Below are 16,122 nucleotides of genomic sequence, written 5' to 3'. Positions count from 1 at the left end.
CTCCGGTTTCCTCGGCTGTGGCGGCTTCGGCAGTGCCCCGGCTCGACCCCCGGCACTACGAGCCGGCCCGCGTCCCGTACGCGGTCCGGCGCTTCGCCGGGACGCCCGACACCCTCGCGGTCGGTCGTCCCGGCAAGGTCGGGTTGCTGGAACTGGCCTTCGAGAAGGTCGGCGGGCGCACCGAACTCACCGGCCACTACCAGAAGTCACCGCTGCAGATCATGCGCCCGCTGTACTTCGACCTGGCCCGCCCCGACCTCGCCGTCACCTTCCTGATGTCCACCGGCGGCGGCATCCTCCAAGCCGACCGGCTCCGCACCGACCTGCACTGCGGCGCCGACACGGCCGTCCACCTGACCACCCAGGCGGCCACCAAGGTCTACCGGATGGAACACGACTACGCGACGCAGCTGGTCAACCTGACGGCCGGCCCGCGCGCCTACGTCGAGTACCTGCCCGAGCCGGTGATCCCCTTCGTCGACTCGCGCCTCTACCAGCGGACCGTCCTCACCGTCGACCCGGGCGCGACGGTGCTCGCCGGCGAGACCGTCCTGGCCGGCCGCCTCGCCCGGGGCGAACGCAACGCCTACCAGGTGCTCGCATCCGACCTCGAAGTCCGCCGTCCGGACGGCGAGTTGGTGGCACTGGACACCGTCCGGCTGGAGCCCTCGGCGGGTGGGGGCAGCGGCGTCACCGGCCCGGCGGTACTGGCCGGGCACGACGTGATGTCCAGCCTGTACGTCCTCAGCCCGCTCGCCCCGGCGGGCCGGATCGCGGACGCCCTGCACGAGGCGGTGGCCGGCCGGGACCGCTCGCTGCTGTACGGGGTGAGCGTGCTGCCGCAGGACAGCGGCGCCTGGCTGCGCCTCCTCGGCTCCGACACCCGGGCCTGCGCGGCCGCCCTGCGCGCGGCCTGGGACGCGGTGCGGCGGCTACTCATCGGGGCGCCGGCGCCGGAGCTGCGGAAGACGTAGCGGCGGCGGCCGGAGCCACTCGTGATCTTCTTCCTGATCCGGTACAACCCCGGGGCGGGGTGCGAAGTCCTGTCTGGCGTGAACGAGGATGCGAGACGGGATGCCGCGCCGGACGGGGGGCGCGAGGTCGTGACGGCTGACGTGCCGAAGGCCGTGGCGGCTGACGTGACGGCTGAAGTCACGACTGACATGCCGGAGACCGTGACGGACGGTGCGCCGGCCGAGCCGACGCCGCCCGCCCGGCCGGCCCGGCGCCTGGTCAGCCGCCGGAAGCTGCTGATGGGCGTCGCGGGCCTGGGTGCCCTCGCGGCCGCTGCGGGTGTCAACGAATGGGTCCGCCGGAGGAACTCCCACGGCCCGCGGCTCTGGGAGACGACCGCCGCGAGCGGGCGGCTGGAGCTGTCCACCGGCCGGCAACAGGCCCTCTACGTCTCCGGGTTCGACGGCAGCGTGCGAGCCCTCGACCCGCGCACCGGAGAGATCCGCTGGAGCCACTCCGTCAGCACGCCCCACGACGCCGACCCGCAGGGCGGCTGGCCGCTGGCCGCCGGGGACGGGGTGGTGTGCGTGGCCACCGACACCCACCTGCGGGTCCTGGAGGCGGAGTCGGGAGAGCAGCGCTGGGAAGCGGCCGCGCCCTACTGGTCCCACTTCGCTGGGAAGCAACGCCCCGCCGTCAGCGGCGACAGCGCGTTCGCGGCGCACGGGAGTTCCGTGCGCTGCTTCGACCTGGCCACCGGCAAGCCGCGCTGGACGGGCCCGGTGCTCTACACGGACTCCCTGGCCCTCGACGGCGGCACCGTGTACGCGGCCGGCGAGTCGACCGGGGTCGTCGCCCTGGACGCGCGCACCGGCGAGCAGCTGTGGGAACGCAAGGCCGCCGTCAACGGCCCGCTCACCGCCCACCGTGGAGCTCTGTTCCACACCTCCGAGGGGCTGGGCGGCACGGTCGTCACCGCACTGGACGGGCCGACCGGAACGGTGCTCTGGGGCTCCTTCCAGTACGGCCGGGTGACCTGCCCACTGTCGGCGGCCGACCGGACGGTCTTCGCGTTCGGCGGGGCCCGCCTGCACGCGCTGGACGCGGACACCGGAGACCGGCGCTGGTCGGCCGACGTGCCCGTCGGAAGCCGCCCCGGGCCGACCGCCATGATCGCCGCCGACGGCGGTGGGGTGTACGCCGACGCGGGCGACGATCAGCTGTACGCGTTCGACCTCGCGACGGGTGAACTGCGCTGGCAGGACCAGTCGGAGCCGCCCGGTGGCGACACCGGAGGAGGAAACCCGATCCGGCTGGCCGCCGCCGACGGGACGGTCTACCGCTCCAGCCGCGCCGGCGTCGTCGCGCTTGGCGCCCTGGCTTCGGCCTGAGTGGGCTCAGACGTTGGCGGTGAGGTGCGCGACGGCGCCGAGGCCGTCTCGGGCGGCCTCGCGGACCTCGGGATCGGCGAGAGCGCTCTGGAGGATCGCCGTGGTCTCCGGATGGTCGGGCCACTGCCAGGCCAGCATGGTCAGCGCCCGGCTGCGCACCTCCGGGCTGGGGTCGTCGGTGGCGCGGGCGTGGACGGTGGTCTCGGCCCGGTCATTGACCGTCGAAACCTCTGGATCGTTCCCCACCCTGCCTAGGCTAGCCGCTCCACGAACTCGCGCTGCTCCGGCGTTTCGACCGCGTGCGGGTCGTAGTGCTCCCGCACGTACGCCACCGCCTCCGCCGCCAGGACGCCGTCCAGGACGGCGATGCAGGCGAGGCTGGTCCCCGTGCGGCCCCAGCCGCCGGCGCAGGCGAGTTCGACGCGTTCGGTGGCGGAGCGCTCCCACGCCTCGCGGAAGGCGTCGGCGGCGTCCACGCGGTCGGCGGGGAGGCCGAAGTCGGGCCAGCGGACCCAGCGGCTCGGCCAGTCGACGTGGGGCGGCCGGTCGTCCAACAGGTAGAGGCCGAAGGTCGGTTGGGGCCCGGGAGGCGTGGGGCGGCTGAGGCCGCGGCCGCGAAGGAGGCGGCCGGAGGGCAGGCGCAGGATGCCGGGGGTGCTCGGGTCCCAGGTGATGGGGTCGGTCATGGCGTCTCTTTCCGAGGAGGGGCGGGGTGTTCAGGATGCCGCGTGCAGCCCGACGGGCGGGCGCGGCAGTCCGGCGCTGTGGGCCAGGGCGGCGGCCTCGCCGCGCGAGGAGACGTCGAGCTTGGCGAGGATGTTGGCGACGTGGAACTTCACCGTCGACTCGCTGATGTGCAGGGCCGCCGCGATGTCCCGGTTGCGGCGGCCCCGCGCGAGCTGGTCGAGGACCTCCCGTTCGCGCGGCTGGAGGCCGTCCAACGGGTCGGTGGCGAGGGCGGATTCGGGCAGGGCGAGCGGGAGGTCGACGGTCACCGTGGTGCCCCAGCCGGGAACGGCCTCGACGCCGTGGCGTCCGCCGAGGGCGGCGATGCGGTCGGCGGTGCGGTGGACGGTGAGGGCGTCGGCGGTGAGGACGCCGAGGCCGTCGCCGCGCACCACGGCGCGCAGCAGGCCGTCCGCCGTGAGCTGCCAGCTCACGTGCAGCCGGGTCGGTTTCTCCTGCTCCAGCATCAGCAGTACGGCCACCCGGACGGCGTCCCGGGCGGTGTGCGCGGCGTCGGCGGGGACGGACCGGTCGGCCTCGGCCGGCGGCGCGATGTCGAGCTGGACCCGGGTGTGCCGCAGCAGCGGGCGCAGCTCGCGCACCAGCCGGGCGAAGGCGGCGTCGGCGGGCTGCTCGCTGAGGGTGCGGTCCAGTTCGGCGCCCTGGCGCAGGTCGAGCAGGGCGGTGACGGCCAGCTCGGTGGCGGTGCGGCGGGCCGTGGCGTCGTCCAGGTCGGCCGAGCGCAGCGGTGCCAGGATCGCGGTGAGCGCGGCGCTGTGGGTGCCGGTGAACTCGGCGATGGCGCGGGCGCGGGCGTTGGCGGAGGCGCGGGAGGCGGTGGCCTGGGTGGGGGCGGCGTCGGTGGCGCGGTGGTCGGAGTGGGCGACCACCAGGTCCCACAACTGCTGCAGGACGGCGAGCGCCCCGGCGGCGAGCGGTTCGGCGTCCCGCCGGACGAGGACCAGGACGGCGCCGTTGCCGTTGCCGGGCGTGGTCGCCGTGACCACCACCGGTCGGGACTGTCCGGCGAGCTCGGCCTCGCCCTGCCAGGGGCGGCCGGCCGTGGTCGTCCCGGCCGCGCGTTCGGCCAGCCGGGACAGGTCCAGCGAGCCGATGGCCCCGGTCAGCTCGGGCGGGCCGTAGCTGTTCGTGGGGCTGAACGTGCAGACGCCGCTGAGCTGGGCGAGCGCCGCGTGCGGGACGAGGGTGTCCAGGACCGCCGACAGCTGCCGCAGGAGGTCCGGCCGGGGCGTGCGCAGCACTTCGAGGGCGCGGGCCAGCGCGTCTTCGGGGCGGCCCCAGTGCTGCTGCCAGGCCTCGCCCTCGGCGTCGGTCCGGCTCCTGCCGTCGGCCCGGCTCTTGCCGTGGAGTTGGCTCTTGCCGTCGGTCCGGCCGTTGCCGTCGACCCGGCCCTTGCCGTCGGTGCCGTTGGAACCACTCATGCCGTCCATGCGCTCCAGCCTAGTTCGGGCGCCGACGGTCCCGCCTGGCCGTTCGGACAGGTCGAACCGTCCGAAGGACCGGCCGGGCGCCCGCCGCTCCGGTCACAGGATGGAAGGCGTCGGAAGACAGACCAACTCTCCTGGAACGAGGGATTTTCCATGACCAAGGCGATCGCCTTCTCCGAGTTCGGCGGCGTGGACGTGCTGCGCCCGATTGACATCGAACTGCCCGCCCCGGGCCCCGGCCAGGTGCGGGTCGCGGTCCGAGCGGTGGGCGTCAACCCGGTGGACCGCAGGCTGCGCACCGGCGAGCTGGCCGGGCTGTTCCCGGTGGTCTTCCCCTACGTGCCGGGCGTGGAGGTTTCCGGCACGGTGGAGGCCGTCGGTGCCGAGGTGAGCGGCTTCGAGCCCGGCGACGAGGTGTTCGGCAGCACGATGGGCGGCGCCTACGCGGAACACGCGCTGGTGGACGTGGCGGTACTGGCCCACAAGCCCGCCGGGCTGAGCTGGGAGGAGGCCGCCGCGCTCCCGACGGCGGCCGAGACCTCGGAGCGGGTCCTGGACCTCCTCGGCGTGCGGCCGGGCGAGACGCTGCTGGTGCACGGCGCGGCCGGCGGGGTGGGCACGGTGCTGCTCCAGTTCGCCCGGGCGCGCGGGATCACCGTCATCGGCACCGCGAGCGAGGCCAACCATGACCACCTGCGGGAACTCGGCGCGATCCCGGTGGCGTACGGCGAGGGCCTGGCCGAGCGGGTGCGGGCCGTCGCCCCGGGCGGGGTGGACCGGGCGCTGGACGCGGCCGGGCGGGGCGGGGTGCTGCCGCTGTCGGTCGAGCTGACGGGCAGCGCCGACCGGGTGCTGACGATCGCCGACATGGAGGGCGGGCAGGAGCACGGCGTCCGTTTCAACGGCGGTGTCGAGGGCGTCGAGTCGCACCACCAGCGCGCCTTCGCGGCCGCCGTCGCCCTGCACGAGGCGGGGACCCTGCGGCTGCCGCTGCACCAGGTGTTCCCGCTGGCGGAGGCGGCGCAGGCGCATCGGGTCAGTGAGGCCGGACACCTGCGCGGGAAGATCGTGCTGACGGTCTGAAGGCCGTTCCGGCCGGCCCGTCGACCGTTCTGTCGCCCGGCCCGTCGACCGTTGTCGACCGTTCCGAGGGCTGTTCGCCGCCCGTCCTGTCCGCCTCTGCCCGTTTTACCTCCGTTTTGCATTGGGCTCGCCATTTTCGTACGGTTTCATCCGTTCGGAGTAATTCGGCAGGCGGACGCGCCGTGAACACGGTGGTGGGCCGTTCGGCCGACATGCGATCCCTCGAACGGTCGACCAGGGTTGGCCGGACGTGGGCGGTACCGGACCGCCTGCCCTGACGGTCAGGAGGACCAGGCGCATGGGTGGAACGGACAAGCGGGCGGTGATCGGCGAGTTCCTCGGGACCCTGCTGCTGGTGCTGCTGGCGGTGGGCGCCGCGGTGCTCGCGGGGGAGGCGATCGGTGCGGTGGGCATCGCGCTCGCGTTCGGCTTCGTGCTGCTCGCGCTCGCGTACGCGCTGGGCCCGATCTCCGGCTGCCACGTCAACCCGGCGGTGACGCTCGGCTTCCTGCTGGCCCGCCGGATAGACGGGCGCACGGCGGTGTCGTACTGGGTGGCACAGGTGCTCGGCGGCATCGCGGGCGCGGCGCTCGTCCTGCTGCTCGCCAAGCAGGTGCCGGGGCTGGAGACCCACGGCAAGCTCGGCACCAACGGCTGGGGCGAGCGCTCCCAGGTGCACATCAACGCCGGCGGCGCGTTCCTGACCGAGGTCGTCCTCACCTTCCTGCTGGTGTACGTGGTCCTGGCGGTCACCCACCGGCTGGCCGCGGTCGGCTTCGACGGTCTGCCGATCGGCGTCGCACTGGTGGTCGTCCACCTGGTCGGCATCCCGCTCACCGGCACCTCGGTCAACCCGGCGCGCAGCCTCGGCCCGGCGCTGTTCGCGGGCGGCGAGGCACTGTCGCAGCTGTGGCTGTTCCTGCTCGCCCCGCTGGTCGGCGGCGCGCTGGCGGCGGGCGTGCACCTGCTGACCCACCCGCAGCCCAACCTCCCGGTGGCCGAGGCCCTGGCCACGGACGCGCGGGTGTAGCTCCCGCGGCCTTCACCGCGCATCGGCTGCATGCCGGTCGAACGGCGGCCGGGACCGTACCGACGGTCCCGGCCGCTGTTGTCGTTCCCGCCGTCGCCGCCGCAAGTGCTCCCTGTGGCCGTCGCCCCGCGTGGTGCCGCCGCCGAGTGTCCCGGGCCGCATTCGAGCCGCCGACCGGCCGGATCCGGCGCACCGGGCGGAGGGCCCCGACTCCCGCCCCTTCGCTGGGTAGAGTCGCGCCATGGTGACTGTGAACGCGGAGAGCCCCGCGGCCGGGCGGCTGGCCGGCCGCTCCTGTGTGGTGACGGGCGCGGCCAGCGGCATCGGACGGGCCGTCGCCGAACGCTTCGTCCGGGAGGGCGCGTCGGTGGTCGCCACCGACGTGGACGCGGCCGGGCTGGACCGGCTGGCCGAGCAACTCCCGGGCGCCGTCAGCACGGTGGTCGGCGACGTGGCCCGGGACGAGGACGCCCGCCGGATGGTGGCGGCCGCCGTCGAGCGGTACGGGCGGCTGGACGTCCTGGTCGCCAACGCCGGGATCATCCCGCTGATGGAGATCACCGAGGCCACCGCCGAGGACTGGGACCACGTCATGGCGGTGGACGGCCGCGGCATGTTCCTCACCTGCAAGTACGCGATCGAGGCGATGACGGCGCAGGAACGGCCCGGCGGCTCGATCGTCTGCCTGTCCTCCATCTCCGGCGAGGCCGGCCAGCGCGGCCAAGCGGTGTACGGGCCCGCCAAGTTCGTCGCCTCCGGCCTCACCAAACACCTCGCCGTCGAGTGGGCCGACCGCGGCATCCGGGTCAACGCCGTTGCCCCCGGCACCATCACCACTGAGCGGGTCGCCCGGCTGTACGACGAGCCCGGCGGACCCGAGTACCTCGGGGCGATCGAGAAGCTGCACCCGATGGGCCGGCTCGGCGTCCCGGCCGAGGTCGCCGCGGCCGTCCTCTTCCTCGCCTCGGACGACGCCTCCTTCGTCACCGGGGTCGTGCTGCCGGTGGACGGCGGCTACCTGGCGCAGTGACCCCCGGGCGCCGCGCCGATCGGCTGCCGGCGGAGCGCCCCGGCCACAACAAGCGCGCCTGCGGGCCGCCCCGGTGCGGATCCCTGGTCTTCTCGTCGAGCCGCTCCGGCCGGGGCGCTGACCGTCAGTCGGCCGCCGGCTCGACGACTGCTGCGACCGAGCGACATCGGAGCCCAGCGGCCACAAGCTCCATCTCGACCAGCGTGCCCACCAGGCCGGTTGTCCTCAGCTCGTGGGCCATGGCCCGGGCCTGTGTCAGTGAGAGCCCGTGAATCTCCCGCAGGGCATGCAAGACAGGGACAAGGCTCGACTCGGGCCCTGCAAGCCGAAGTCGAGCAGGGCCGTGCTCTGCCAGCAGCGCCTGTCGGACCTCCTCGGGAGTCGGCCCGCCGCTGTCCTGCTCGCACCACGCAGCGGGACAGCTCCGGCACCTCCCTTCCGTGCCCCACCACACCTGCCCGCGGTCGATGAACTGGCCGACGTCGCGTGTCAGCACGCCGCCGCAGTCACTGCAGCGCGTCGTGATCTTCACGCCTTGAGTGATCACCGGACTCCCCGCGTTCGGTCCTCGGCCTGCGGATCTTCCCGCGTCCGTATCCGCCCGTCGACCACAGTTCCTCACAGACTTGTCACGCTCAACCCGGCCTGGGCCGGCGCCCACGTGGCGTACGGCGCCCAGCGTACGGAGGGTCGCCTCGTGCGTGGCGAAGACCCCGGCGTCGACGGCGTTCGCCCGGGCGTCGCGCGGCGTCACGCCGCCTGTCGCCCGGCGTCACCCCGCGCGTCCTGCGCCGCTACGAGGAACAGGGGCTGCTCACCCCCGAGCTCCGCCCCAGCGGCTACCGCGAGTACGGCGACGAGGCGCGGACACCGTCCGCGGCATCCGCTCCCTCCCTCCGGCCGGACTCGGCTGCGCCGTGATCGCCGTGGTCCTCCCCGCCCGCCGCACCCCGGGCAGCGCCCGCCTGGCTCGCCCGCCTGCCCGGCTTGCCTGGCCCGCCCGCCCGCCCGCCCGCCCGCCGCCCGCCGCTCGCGGCCGGTGGCGCGGAAACTCGATGGCGCGCGCTCCCGCGCCATGCTGGAGTGAGCGGATGGATCAAGACGAAGTGCTCGCCCTGTTCGACGACCGACTCCGACGCAACGCGCCGCCCGACCCGGACTGCCGTGTCGAGCGCGACGGCGCGGTGGTCCGGCAGGTGGGTCCGGAGCACAGCTGGAACGGCGTGGTCTGGTCCGGCCTGGACGAGGCCGGGGCGGACGCGGCCATCGCCGCACAGGTGCGCCACTTCGCCGGACTGGGGCTGGAGTTCGAGTGGAAGGCCTACTCCCACGACCGCCCCGCGGACCTCGGCGCCCGGCTGCTGGCGGCCGGCTTCACCCCGGAGCCGGACGAGGCGCTGATGATCGCCCGGATCGCGGACCTGCCCACCGAGGCCGCCCTGCCCGAGGGCGTCCGGCTGCTCCCGGTGACGGACCCGGCCGGGGTGGACCTGCTGATGGAGGTCCACGTACAGGCCTTTGGCACCGAGCGCCCCAGCCTGCGCGAGCGGCTGCTCGACCACCTGCGGCACGGCACCGAGACGGTCAGCATGGTCGTCGCGATGGCCGGTGACCGCCCGGTCAGCGGCGCCCGGATGGAGCTGATCCCGGGCACCGGGTTCGCCGGCCTCTGGGGCGGCGGCACCGCGCCCGACTGGCGCGGCCGGGGCATCTACCGCGCCCTCGTTGCCCACCGCGCCCGCCTCGCGGCCGAGCTCGGCTACCAGTACCTCCAGGTCGACGCGAGCGACCAGAGCCGACCCATCCTGCAGCGCCTCGGCTTCGCCTGGCTGAGCACGACGACGCCGTACGTCCACCAGCCGTAGGACCTGCCGGGGGCGGGCGGCCCTGGCCGGGTCGACGGAACCCGACGGGAGTCGGGTTGATCCCGCGCCGTCGGCACCCACCCGGGGCCGGGAGAGCCGTGACCACCCTGTGCCCAGTCGGCCGACCGGCCGGCCTGATCGGCGCGGGACTCTCGGCGTACGTCGGCCTGGCCCTGCCGTCCCCCGTTCGTCGGCCGGCCGTCGGCGGTGATCGCCGCGGCTGTCACGTGCTTGGCCCTCGGGCTGGGGCGCGGACTGTGCCGGACCGGGCCTGGCCTCCAGCGCCTTTGTGCCCTCTGCCCCTGCCGATCGGCAGGGGCAGAGGGCGAGTTGCTGCTCAGGCTCTGCCGATCGGCACATGTGCGGGAGGGGCGCCCGGGGTCATCGTTGAGGCACCACGAGCGGGGCCGTCAGGCCCCCGGGGAAGGAGCCTCGACATGTTCGACCTCTGCTCTCTGCGCGTCCTCGGACCGCCGACGGCTGGGCCCGTCCTCGTCGGCTTGGGCGCCGGCTTGGGCTCGGGTACCCGCATCCGCCCGGTAGTCGCGCGGTGGCGATCAGGACGGGAGCCGTGCCTGACGCGCCGCGGCCGCACCGACCACACCCGCAGCGGCCACGCCCGGAGCCGTCGCACCTGGTGCCGCCGTGTCCGGAGCCGTCCTGCCCGCAGCGACGGCGTCCGTGAGCCGGCCCTGCCCGAAGCAGGTGCTCCGCTGCGTGCCGGTGTCGTGTGCGGCGGTCTGCGCGAGGGCGTACTGGAACGGCACCCCGATCGCCGCCACCGGCAGCAGGACGCACAGCAGAGCGTGCCCCAGGCCGATCCGGAACGTCCTGCGCCGGACGGCGGTGACGAGCTGCCAACCGCCCCAGCACACCGTGCCGATGCCGAGCACCAGCCCCGCCCAGGCGAGCGGCAGCACGTGGGCCGGGGCGCCGGGGCTGTCCTGGCAGCGGCTCACCAGCGCGTGGATGTCGCCGTCCGCGAGGAGCGTCGGCACGCCGAACGCCCACCCGAGGCAGCCGAGCAGCAGCGGGCCGCCCGCCCGCAGCCACCGGGGAGAGCGCTGTTCCTCATTCATAGGCCTAGTACCAGTCCGGATTCACGCGGACGAAGTGCAGCTTCTGGTGCCCGCGCTGCTCCTGGAAGCTGTCGATCCGGCCGCCCAGGCTCGCGTTCTGCTGGCCGCCGCTGTGCTGGGTGTAGCGGATGTCCCCGTCCGGGGTCACCGCCGTCACCACCGCGGTGTGGTGGACGACGCCCTTCTTGTCCTGGGAGTCCTGGTCGGAGTCCTCCTCGTAGTAGACGATGTCCCCGGGCCTCACCTCGTCCGGAGTGAGCTCCTGGCCGCCGTGGCGCATCATGAAGTCGTGCATGTTCTGCGCCCCGGCCCAGCTCTTCGAGTAGTCGAGCCGCTGGTCGAACCAGTCGCCGCCGGCGTCGTCGCTGCGTCCCCAGGTGTCGTCCCCGCGCCAGCCCCACCACTGGTCCCACTTGGCGTGCACGCCGCCCTGGCGCAGCGCCTCCGAGGCGAAGTTGGTGCAGTTGTCGTCGAAGACGTCGATGGTGGTGTCGTTCCAGTGCTCCAGCGCCCACTGCACGGTCTTCACCCGGTCGTACTTGGCGTTGGGCCCGCCGCGCAGGCCCACCTTCACGTCGTCGGGGATGCCGGGGAGGTTGGCGAGGGTCACGGGGTCGGAGAGCATCAGCTGCTTGCGCTGGTTGTCGGTCAGCGCGTTCCACCAGTCGCTGACCAGCCGGGGGTCCTGTCCGCTGGGGATGTCCCCGGTGTACATGGACAGTTCGGTCTGTGAGGCTTCGCGCTGGAGCTGGTCCAGGGCCTTGCGCGGATCGGTCTCGCAGGTCGCCCCGGCGAGTTTGCGCAGCTCGGCGGAGGCCAGCCTGTCGGCCTGGGCGGCCTCGCGCAGCGCCTCCTGGAGCAGCGCGTCGATCTCCTGGACGACGTTGTCGTTGGAGGCCGCCGCGCCGCCGCTGCCGTGGACGGTGGCCGTGGACTCGTCGACGGTGAGGCCGTACTGCCCGGCCATGTCCAGGGCGGAGTTCAGGGTGAGCTTGGCCCGGGTGATGCTGGCGCTCAGCCCGTCGAGGACCATGACGACGCCGCGCATGATGTCCGCGCCGGCCTCCAGGATCTGGGCCTGCTCCTGGAGTTTGCGGCCGGCGGCCTCGCCGACCTTGTCCTTCCAGTTCTCCTTGAGCGGGTCGACACCGTTGGCGTGGATGTCGTTGACGGCCTGCCACGCCTGCTTGGACAGGGCGAGCCAGGAGCCGGCGGCGGCGTCGACGTCGATGCTGTTGGCGGCCTTGAGCGCCGCGATGGTCATCGTCACGGCTGCTGCTCCGTCGCCGCGCCGCCGAGGTCGTTGAGCGCGGACTCGAGCCGGCGGGCGTACTCCTGGTCGGCCTGGTCGTAGGAGTGGGCCGAGTCGTGCAACTGCTGCGAATAGACGTGAAGTTGATCGACGACGGACTTCACATGGGCCTGCCAGACGTCGGCGCAGTCCTTCAGTGCCGGTCCGGAGTCCCAGGCCGACATGCTGTCGGCGGCCGTGTGGCTGTCGTCGAGCCAGTGCCCGACGGGCCCGAAGGTCTTGGCGGCCTCGGTGAGGCCGTTCGCCGACTGGCGCAGGGCATGCGTCTGGACGTGGATGTGGTTCACCGTCAGTTCCCCCTACCCGGCTATGTCGACTCTGATCGACATGGGTGCGGCCATCGTAGCCATCGGATTGGAAGGGAGAGGTCATCTGGAAGTCATGAAACGGTAATCCAGCAGGGCCGGTTGCCTTCGATCCTGCCGGTCCGGAGCAGTCGGCCACTGGTCCGGCGGAGCGGGCCCGGCATCCGGTTCGACCAGTAGCTCGTGGAGCCGCTCCACTCGTCAGTCAGGTGCGGATGCCCGGTGGGGAGGGCGGCGGTCGCAGGGCGCCCGGACGGTCCCGGACACGATCAGCGCCGTGCCGGGGACGGCGGACGAGGCCAGGCAGGGGACCTGCGCTCGACGAAGCGCTCACCGGAGGTCCCGTACCAGCCGAGCGTGCGCGGCACGGTACGGCACGGCGCCGGCTGCGGCGAGCAGCCGGCTCGCCCGCTCCCGCTCACTCGCGCCCGCTCCCGGCCGGTCCGGAAGAACCGACCCCGGTGGAACCCGAGTTCGGTGGAACCCGTCCCGGACGGGCGAACGCCCGCAGCGTTACGGGTGATTTCTCCGTCGGATTGCGATTCAGCCGTGGATCCGCCTCAAGGTGTCACGTGAGACGTGTCCAGGATCGGCCTGGAACGCGTCCGGGACACCGAGAGCGGGGCCCGGGCGGCGCAGTCGAGAGGGAAGACGACCATGCACGTGATGCGAAGCGGCACCACCGATACCGGCGGCCGGGCTCTGCGGACGGCGGGCGCGCTGCTCGCCCTGCTGCTCGTGGGCGCGGCGGCGGGGTGCGGCGGTGGCGGCGGCTCCGGCTCCGTAGCCACGTCCCCGGCGGCCACGGGCGCCACTGCCACCGCCACCGCCACTGAGTCCGCCCCGGCGACGCAGACCGCCACCGAAACTGCCCCCACCGACCCCGCCGCGGCCAAGGAGGAGATCACCAGCAACTGGGAGCGGTTCTTCGACCCCAGCACGTCGGTCACCGACAAGGCCAGCCTGCTCCAGGACGGCGACATGCTGCTCCCGGCGCTCCAGGGTTTCGCCCAGGACCCGCAGGTCGGCCAGGTGCAGGCGAAGGTCGAGGACGTCACGTTCACCGACGCGAGCCACGCGACCGTCACGTACTCGCTCTCGCTCCAGGGCAGCGCGGTGGAGCCGAGCGCGACCGGCCAGTCCGTCCTCGACAACGGCACCTGGAAGGTGTCCCGCTCGACCCTGTGCGGTCTGCTCACCCAGGCGGGCAGCGCCACCGCCAACCCGATCCCCGGCTGCAGCTGACCGGATGCCGTCGACACGCTGCCGCACCCCCGCACCCCCGCACCCCCGCTCCGCCGCCCTCCTGCCGACCCTCGCGCTGCTCGCCGGCTGCTGCACCCGGGCCGACCCACCTCGCCACCGACGCCGGCCCGCCACCGAGACCCGGATCGGCCTGGGCACCTCCCTCACCCACCCGCGCCACGGCGCCCAGGCGTTCTTCCAGGCCGCTCGGCAGATGACCGGCGCCGGGCAGCTCTAGTCCGTGAGCTGAAACGGTGACCGGTGCCACGGAGCGCCAGGCGCGTCCCGCTCGGCAGCCCAGCCGATGGGCAGGTCGGCCAGCTCTCGCATGCTTGCGTTGTGCTCGATCGCGGCCCAGATGCACATGGCCGCGCATGCACCAGCGAGGTTCGGGTCGTTCACGCCGTCGCCGATGAGCCAGGAGTTCTCTTCGGTGTGACCAACGAACAACGCCGGAAGTTCTCCGTTCGCCACTGTCCACTGAACGACGGCCCCGAGGTGGGGAGGGAACTCGGCCTTCTCGAAGGGCCACGGGAGTGACCTGAAGATCTCATGCACGGGAGCACGCTATAGCACCTCCGGCCATGATCGGCCGGACAGCTCCTACCCGGACCGGGCCGCCCGGCTGCCCGCCTGGGAGCTGAAGGGCTGAGCGGGCGCGCGGTGGCTGACCGATGCGCTGGACTCCTGCGGCGGCGCGCTGACGTTCCGCAACTGCCGCAAAAGCCGTAGCTTGGGGTTCGGTTGACGCCGACGGCGGGCGGCCGACAGGTTGCAGATGACAGATTTCAGCTGACAGATGTCGAAATCTGTCAGCTGAAATCTGTCATCTGTCAGCCGCCCGCCCGCCCCTCACGGCAGTCGCTCGACCACGACCATGGCCGCGTCGTCGTCCAGTCGGCCGCCGACATGGGCGAGCAGGTCGCGGCGCAGGTGGTGGAGCAGGGCGCTGGGGCGCTCGGATCGCCAGGCGGTGACGCGTTCGGTGAGTGGGTAGAAGCGGCGCTGGGCGTCGCGGGCCTCGATCACGCCGTCGGTGTAGATCAGCAGCCGGTCTCCGGGCCGGAACGGGAAGGTCTCCGTCTCGTACCGCACCGGTGCGAGCTCGCCGAGGCCCAGCGGTGGGGCGGGGTGGCGGGCGGCGAGGGTGGTGATGCCGTCGGGGCGCAGCAGCAGCGGGGGAGGGTGGCCGCAGTCGATCAGGCGGACCGGGGAGCCGTCGTCGGGAATGTCGAGCAGGACGGCGGTGATGAAGGACTCGCCGGCCTCGCCGCTCTCCTTGGGGGGCTCCTCGGGCGCGGGGAGCGGCAGTGCGGACAGCGCCTGCAGGCCCTGCCGCTCGCCCCGGTCACCTCGCTCGCCCCGGTCGCCCCGCCCGCTCCGCTCCCGTCGCTCCTGCCGGTCCCGCCGGGACTGTTCGGCGAGCTGGGCGAGGTCCCAGCTGACGCTGCCGTCCAGGTAGGCGGCCAGGTCGGGCAGCTCGGCGTGCAGGTGGGCGGCGGCGCGGAAGGCGCCGAGCAGCAGGGCCGCGTCGCCGAGCGAGGACAGGCCCTTGCCGCGCACGTCGCCGACCAGCAGCCGGGTGCCGGTGGCGGTGCGGGCGGCCGCGTACAGGTCGCCGCCGACCTGCGCCTCGGCTTCGGCGGCCAGGTAGACGGAGGCCAGGTGCAGCGGTCCGATCCGGTCCGGCAGTGGGCGCAGCAGCACCCGCTGGGCGGCCTCGGACACCGAACGCACCCGGGCCAGTTCGCGCTCGTGCCGTTCGCGCAGTACCCGCAGGCCGATGATCAGCGCCGAGACGATCAGTTGCGCACTGAGCTGGGTCTCGATGTTCGTGCTGGTCAGGCTTTCGCGGACGGCGCCGATGACGGTCAGCGCGGCGAAGGCGATCGCGGCGACCGTGGCGGTGGCCCGGGGGCCGGCGAAGGAGGCGGTGATGGCGGGGGCGACGATCAGCAGCGGGCCGAGGTGGATGTCCGGCGGGGAGAGGATGTCGACTACGGTGATCAGCACGATCAGCGCGAGCGTCAGCGCCGTCAGCGCCCGGCGGTCGGGCCGCCAGGCGCGGCGGCGGTCGGGGGGATGCGGCGCGGGCGGCGGGTGCGGCGCATCGGGACGCTGCCGGAGGGGCACTCCTCCTCTGTACACCGTGGAGGTGGCACGGCGCACCCCGGAGGGGCCGGGCCCGCCGGTCGACGGGTCGGTCAGCCCTCCTGGCCGTAGCGGGCCAGGTAGTCGGCGAAGCGGGCGACGTCGTCGTCGGACCAGTCGGTGAAGCGCGCCGTGAAGGAGAGCCGGCGCTGTTCGTTGGCGTCCCGCAGCAGGGTGAGCCCGGCCTCGGTGGCGCGCAGGATCTGGCCGCGCTGGTCGTCCGGGTCGGTCTCGCGGGCCAGCAGGCCGAGCTTCTCCAGGGCGGTGACCTGACGGCTGACGGTGGACTTGTCGAGCATGAAGTACGCGGCCACGTCGGCGGCCCGGCAGCCGCCGCGCTCGGTGATCAGGTCGAGGATGCTGTAGGTGACCAGGGAGAGGTCGGGGTGCAGTTGGGAGGCCTTGTGCCGGGCGCGGCGGGCGAAGGCGGTCAGCTCGCGCTGGATGGTCTCGATGGACGACTGGCGGCCGGGCACGGCGTTCCTACCTCCTCGATATTTGTT

The 16,122-nt window shown here is 73.6% G+C and carries 19 protein-coding genes; 9 read left to right on the top strand and 10 right to left on the bottom strand.

Features of this window, described 5'->3' with window-relative positions; translation table 11 throughout:
• The first annotated feature begins 17 nt into the window (after positions 1-17).
• Entirely contained in the window at positions 18-974 is a 957-nt protein-coding gene (locus ACGF13_RS11810; RefSeq protein WP_392872278.1) for an urease accessory protein UreD, read from the top strand.
• Positions 975-1,163: 189 nt separating this feature from the next.
• Complete coding sequence (locus tag ACGF13_RS11805) at positions 1,164-2,345, top strand: PQQ-binding-like beta-propeller repeat protein (RefSeq protein WP_392872275.1); 1,182 nt, start codon at positions 1,164-1,166, stop codon at positions 2,343-2,345.
• A gap of 6 nt (positions 2,346-2,351) precedes the next feature.
• Here the strand turns inward: ACGF13_RS11805 and ACGF13_RS11800 are convergent, their stop codons facing one another.
• Genes ACGF13_RS11800 through ACGF13_RS11790 form a run of 3 tightly spaced genes read right to left on the bottom strand, consistent with a single transcriptional unit; the run spans position 2,352 to position 4,522 of the window.
• Positions 2,352-2,591: a HEAT repeat domain-containing protein gene (locus tag ACGF13_RS11800; protein ID WP_392872272.1), complete on the bottom strand. Its 240-nt coding sequence runs from the start codon at positions 2,589-2,591 to the stop codon at positions 2,352-2,354.
• 5 nt (positions 2,592-2,596) lie between these two features.
• Entirely contained in the window at positions 2,597-3,031 is a 435-nt protein-coding gene (locus ACGF13_RS11795; protein WP_392872269.1) for a protein-tyrosine phosphatase family protein, read from the bottom strand.
• Positions 3,032-3,061: 30 nt separating this feature from the next.
• Positions 3,062-4,522: a LuxR C-terminal-related transcriptional regulator gene (locus ACGF13_RS11790; protein WP_392872266.1), complete on the bottom strand. Its 1,461-nt coding sequence runs from the start codon at positions 4,520-4,522 to the stop codon at positions 3,062-3,064.
• A gap of 150 nt (positions 4,523-4,672) precedes the next feature.
• Between ACGF13_RS11790 and ACGF13_RS11785 the strand changes: the two genes are divergently transcribed.
• From ACGF13_RS11785 to ACGF13_RS11775, 3 genes are all read left to right on the top strand, one after another.
• A complete protein-coding gene (locus ACGF13_RS11785; RefSeq protein WP_392872263.1) occupies positions 4,673-5,602 on the top strand; it encodes an NADP-dependent oxidoreductase in 930 nt (309 codons plus the stop codon).
• 298 nt (positions 5,603-5,900) lie between these two features.
• Positions 5,901-6,632: an MIP family channel protein gene (locus ACGF13_RS11780; RefSeq protein WP_392872260.1), complete on the top strand. Its 732-nt coding sequence runs from the start codon at positions 5,901-5,903 to the stop codon at positions 6,630-6,632.
• A 241-nt stretch (positions 6,633-6,873) separates the two neighbouring features.
• Positions 6,874-7,662, top strand: coding sequence for an SDR family NAD(P)-dependent oxidoreductase (locus ACGF13_RS11775; RefSeq protein WP_392872257.1), 789 nt, complete (start codon positions 6,874-6,876; stop codon positions 7,660-7,662).
• Positions 7,663-7,786: 124 nt separating this feature from the next.
• On the opposite strand, the gene ACGF13_RS11770 is transcribed toward ACGF13_RS11775, so the two are convergent.
• Positions 7,787-8,194, bottom strand: coding sequence for a hypothetical protein (locus ACGF13_RS11770; protein WP_392872254.1), 408 nt, complete (start codon positions 8,192-8,194; stop codon positions 7,787-7,789).
• A gap of 41 nt (positions 8,195-8,235) precedes the next feature.
• Between ACGF13_RS11770 and ACGF13_RS11765 the strand changes: the two genes are divergently transcribed.
• Positions 8,236-8,583, top strand: coding sequence for a MerR family transcriptional regulator (locus ACGF13_RS11765; protein WP_392872786.1), 348 nt, complete (start codon positions 8,236-8,238; stop codon positions 8,581-8,583).
• A 170-nt stretch (positions 8,584-8,753) separates the two neighbouring features.
• Positions 8,754-9,527, top strand: a complete 774-nt coding sequence (locus tag ACGF13_RS11760) for a GNAT family N-acetyltransferase (protein WP_392872252.1) — start codon at positions 8,754-8,756, stop codon at positions 9,525-9,527.
• Positions 9,528-10,084: 557 nt separating this feature from the next.
• Here the strand turns inward: ACGF13_RS11760 and ACGF13_RS11755 are convergent.
• From ACGF13_RS11755 to ACGF13_RS11745, 3 genes are read right to left on the bottom strand one after another with little or no spacing between them, the layout of a single operon-like run.
• The gene (locus tag ACGF13_RS11755) at positions 10,085-10,606 is read right to left on the bottom strand and encodes a hypothetical protein (RefSeq protein WP_392872250.1); all 522 of its coding nucleotides are present in this window, start codon (positions 10,604-10,606) and stop codon (positions 10,085-10,087) included.
• Positions 10,607-10,610: 4 nt separating this feature from the next.
• Positions 10,611-11,870 carry an amidase domain-containing protein gene (locus ACGF13_RS11750; RefSeq protein ID WP_392872783.1) on the bottom strand — a complete coding sequence of 420 codons (1,260 nt, stop codon included), beginning with the start codon at positions 11,868-11,870 and terminating at the stop codon, positions 10,611-10,613.
• A gap of 2 nt (positions 11,871-11,872) precedes the next feature.
• Positions 11,873-12,205, bottom strand: a complete 333-nt coding sequence (locus tag ACGF13_RS11745; protein ID WP_392872248.1) for a type VII secretion target — start codon at positions 12,203-12,205, stop codon at positions 11,873-11,875.
• Positions 12,206-12,880: 675 nt separating this feature from the next.
• Between ACGF13_RS11745 and ACGF13_RS11740 the strand changes: the two genes are divergently transcribed.
• Together ACGF13_RS11740 and ACGF13_RS11735 are read left to right on the top strand one after the other, a co-directional pair.
• Positions 12,881-13,468 carry a hypothetical protein gene (locus tag ACGF13_RS11740; RefSeq protein ID WP_392872246.1) on the top strand — a complete coding sequence of 196 codons (588 nt, stop codon included), beginning with the start codon at positions 12,881-12,883 and terminating at the stop codon, positions 13,466-13,468.
• 4 nt (positions 13,469-13,472) lie between these two features.
• A complete protein-coding gene (locus tag ACGF13_RS11735; RefSeq protein ID WP_392872243.1) occupies positions 13,473-13,706 on the top strand; it encodes a hypothetical protein in 234 nt (77 codons plus the stop codon).
• Here ACGF13_RS11735 and ACGF13_RS11730 read toward each other — a convergent pair.
• The 3 genes from ACGF13_RS11730 to ACGF13_RS11720 all read right to left on the bottom strand — a co-directional run bounded on the left by ACGF13_RS11730 (position 13,703) and on the right by ACGF13_RS11720 (position 16,095).
• Positions 13,703-14,026, bottom strand: coding sequence for a hypothetical protein (locus tag ACGF13_RS11730; RefSeq protein WP_392872241.1), 324 nt, complete (start codon positions 14,024-14,026; stop codon positions 13,703-13,705). The two genes, ACGF13_RS11735 and ACGF13_RS11730, sit on opposite strands and share 4 nt — an antisense overlap.
• Before the next feature lie 294 nt (positions 14,027-14,320).
• On the bottom strand, positions 14,321-15,601 hold the full coding sequence (locus tag ACGF13_RS11725; RefSeq protein WP_392872239.1) for a PP2C family protein-serine/threonine phosphatase: 1,281 nt from the start codon (positions 15,599-15,601) through the stop codon (positions 14,321-14,323).
• 71 nt (positions 15,602-15,672) lie between these two features.
• Positions 15,673-16,095: a MarR family winged helix-turn-helix transcriptional regulator gene (locus tag ACGF13_RS11720; RefSeq protein ID WP_392872236.1), complete on the bottom strand. Its 423-nt coding sequence runs from the start codon at positions 16,093-16,095 to the stop codon at positions 15,673-15,675.
• Positions 16,096-16,122 lie beyond the last annotated feature (27 nt).

The sequence above is a fragment of the Kitasatospora sp. NPDC048286 genome (assembly GCF_043201735.1).
Lineage (GTDB): Bacteria > Actinomycetota > Actinomycetes > Streptomycetales > Streptomycetaceae > Kitasatospora.
The sequence above is the reverse complement of the archived record's forward strand: the minus strand, read 5'-3'. Positions and strand labels throughout refer to the sequence as shown.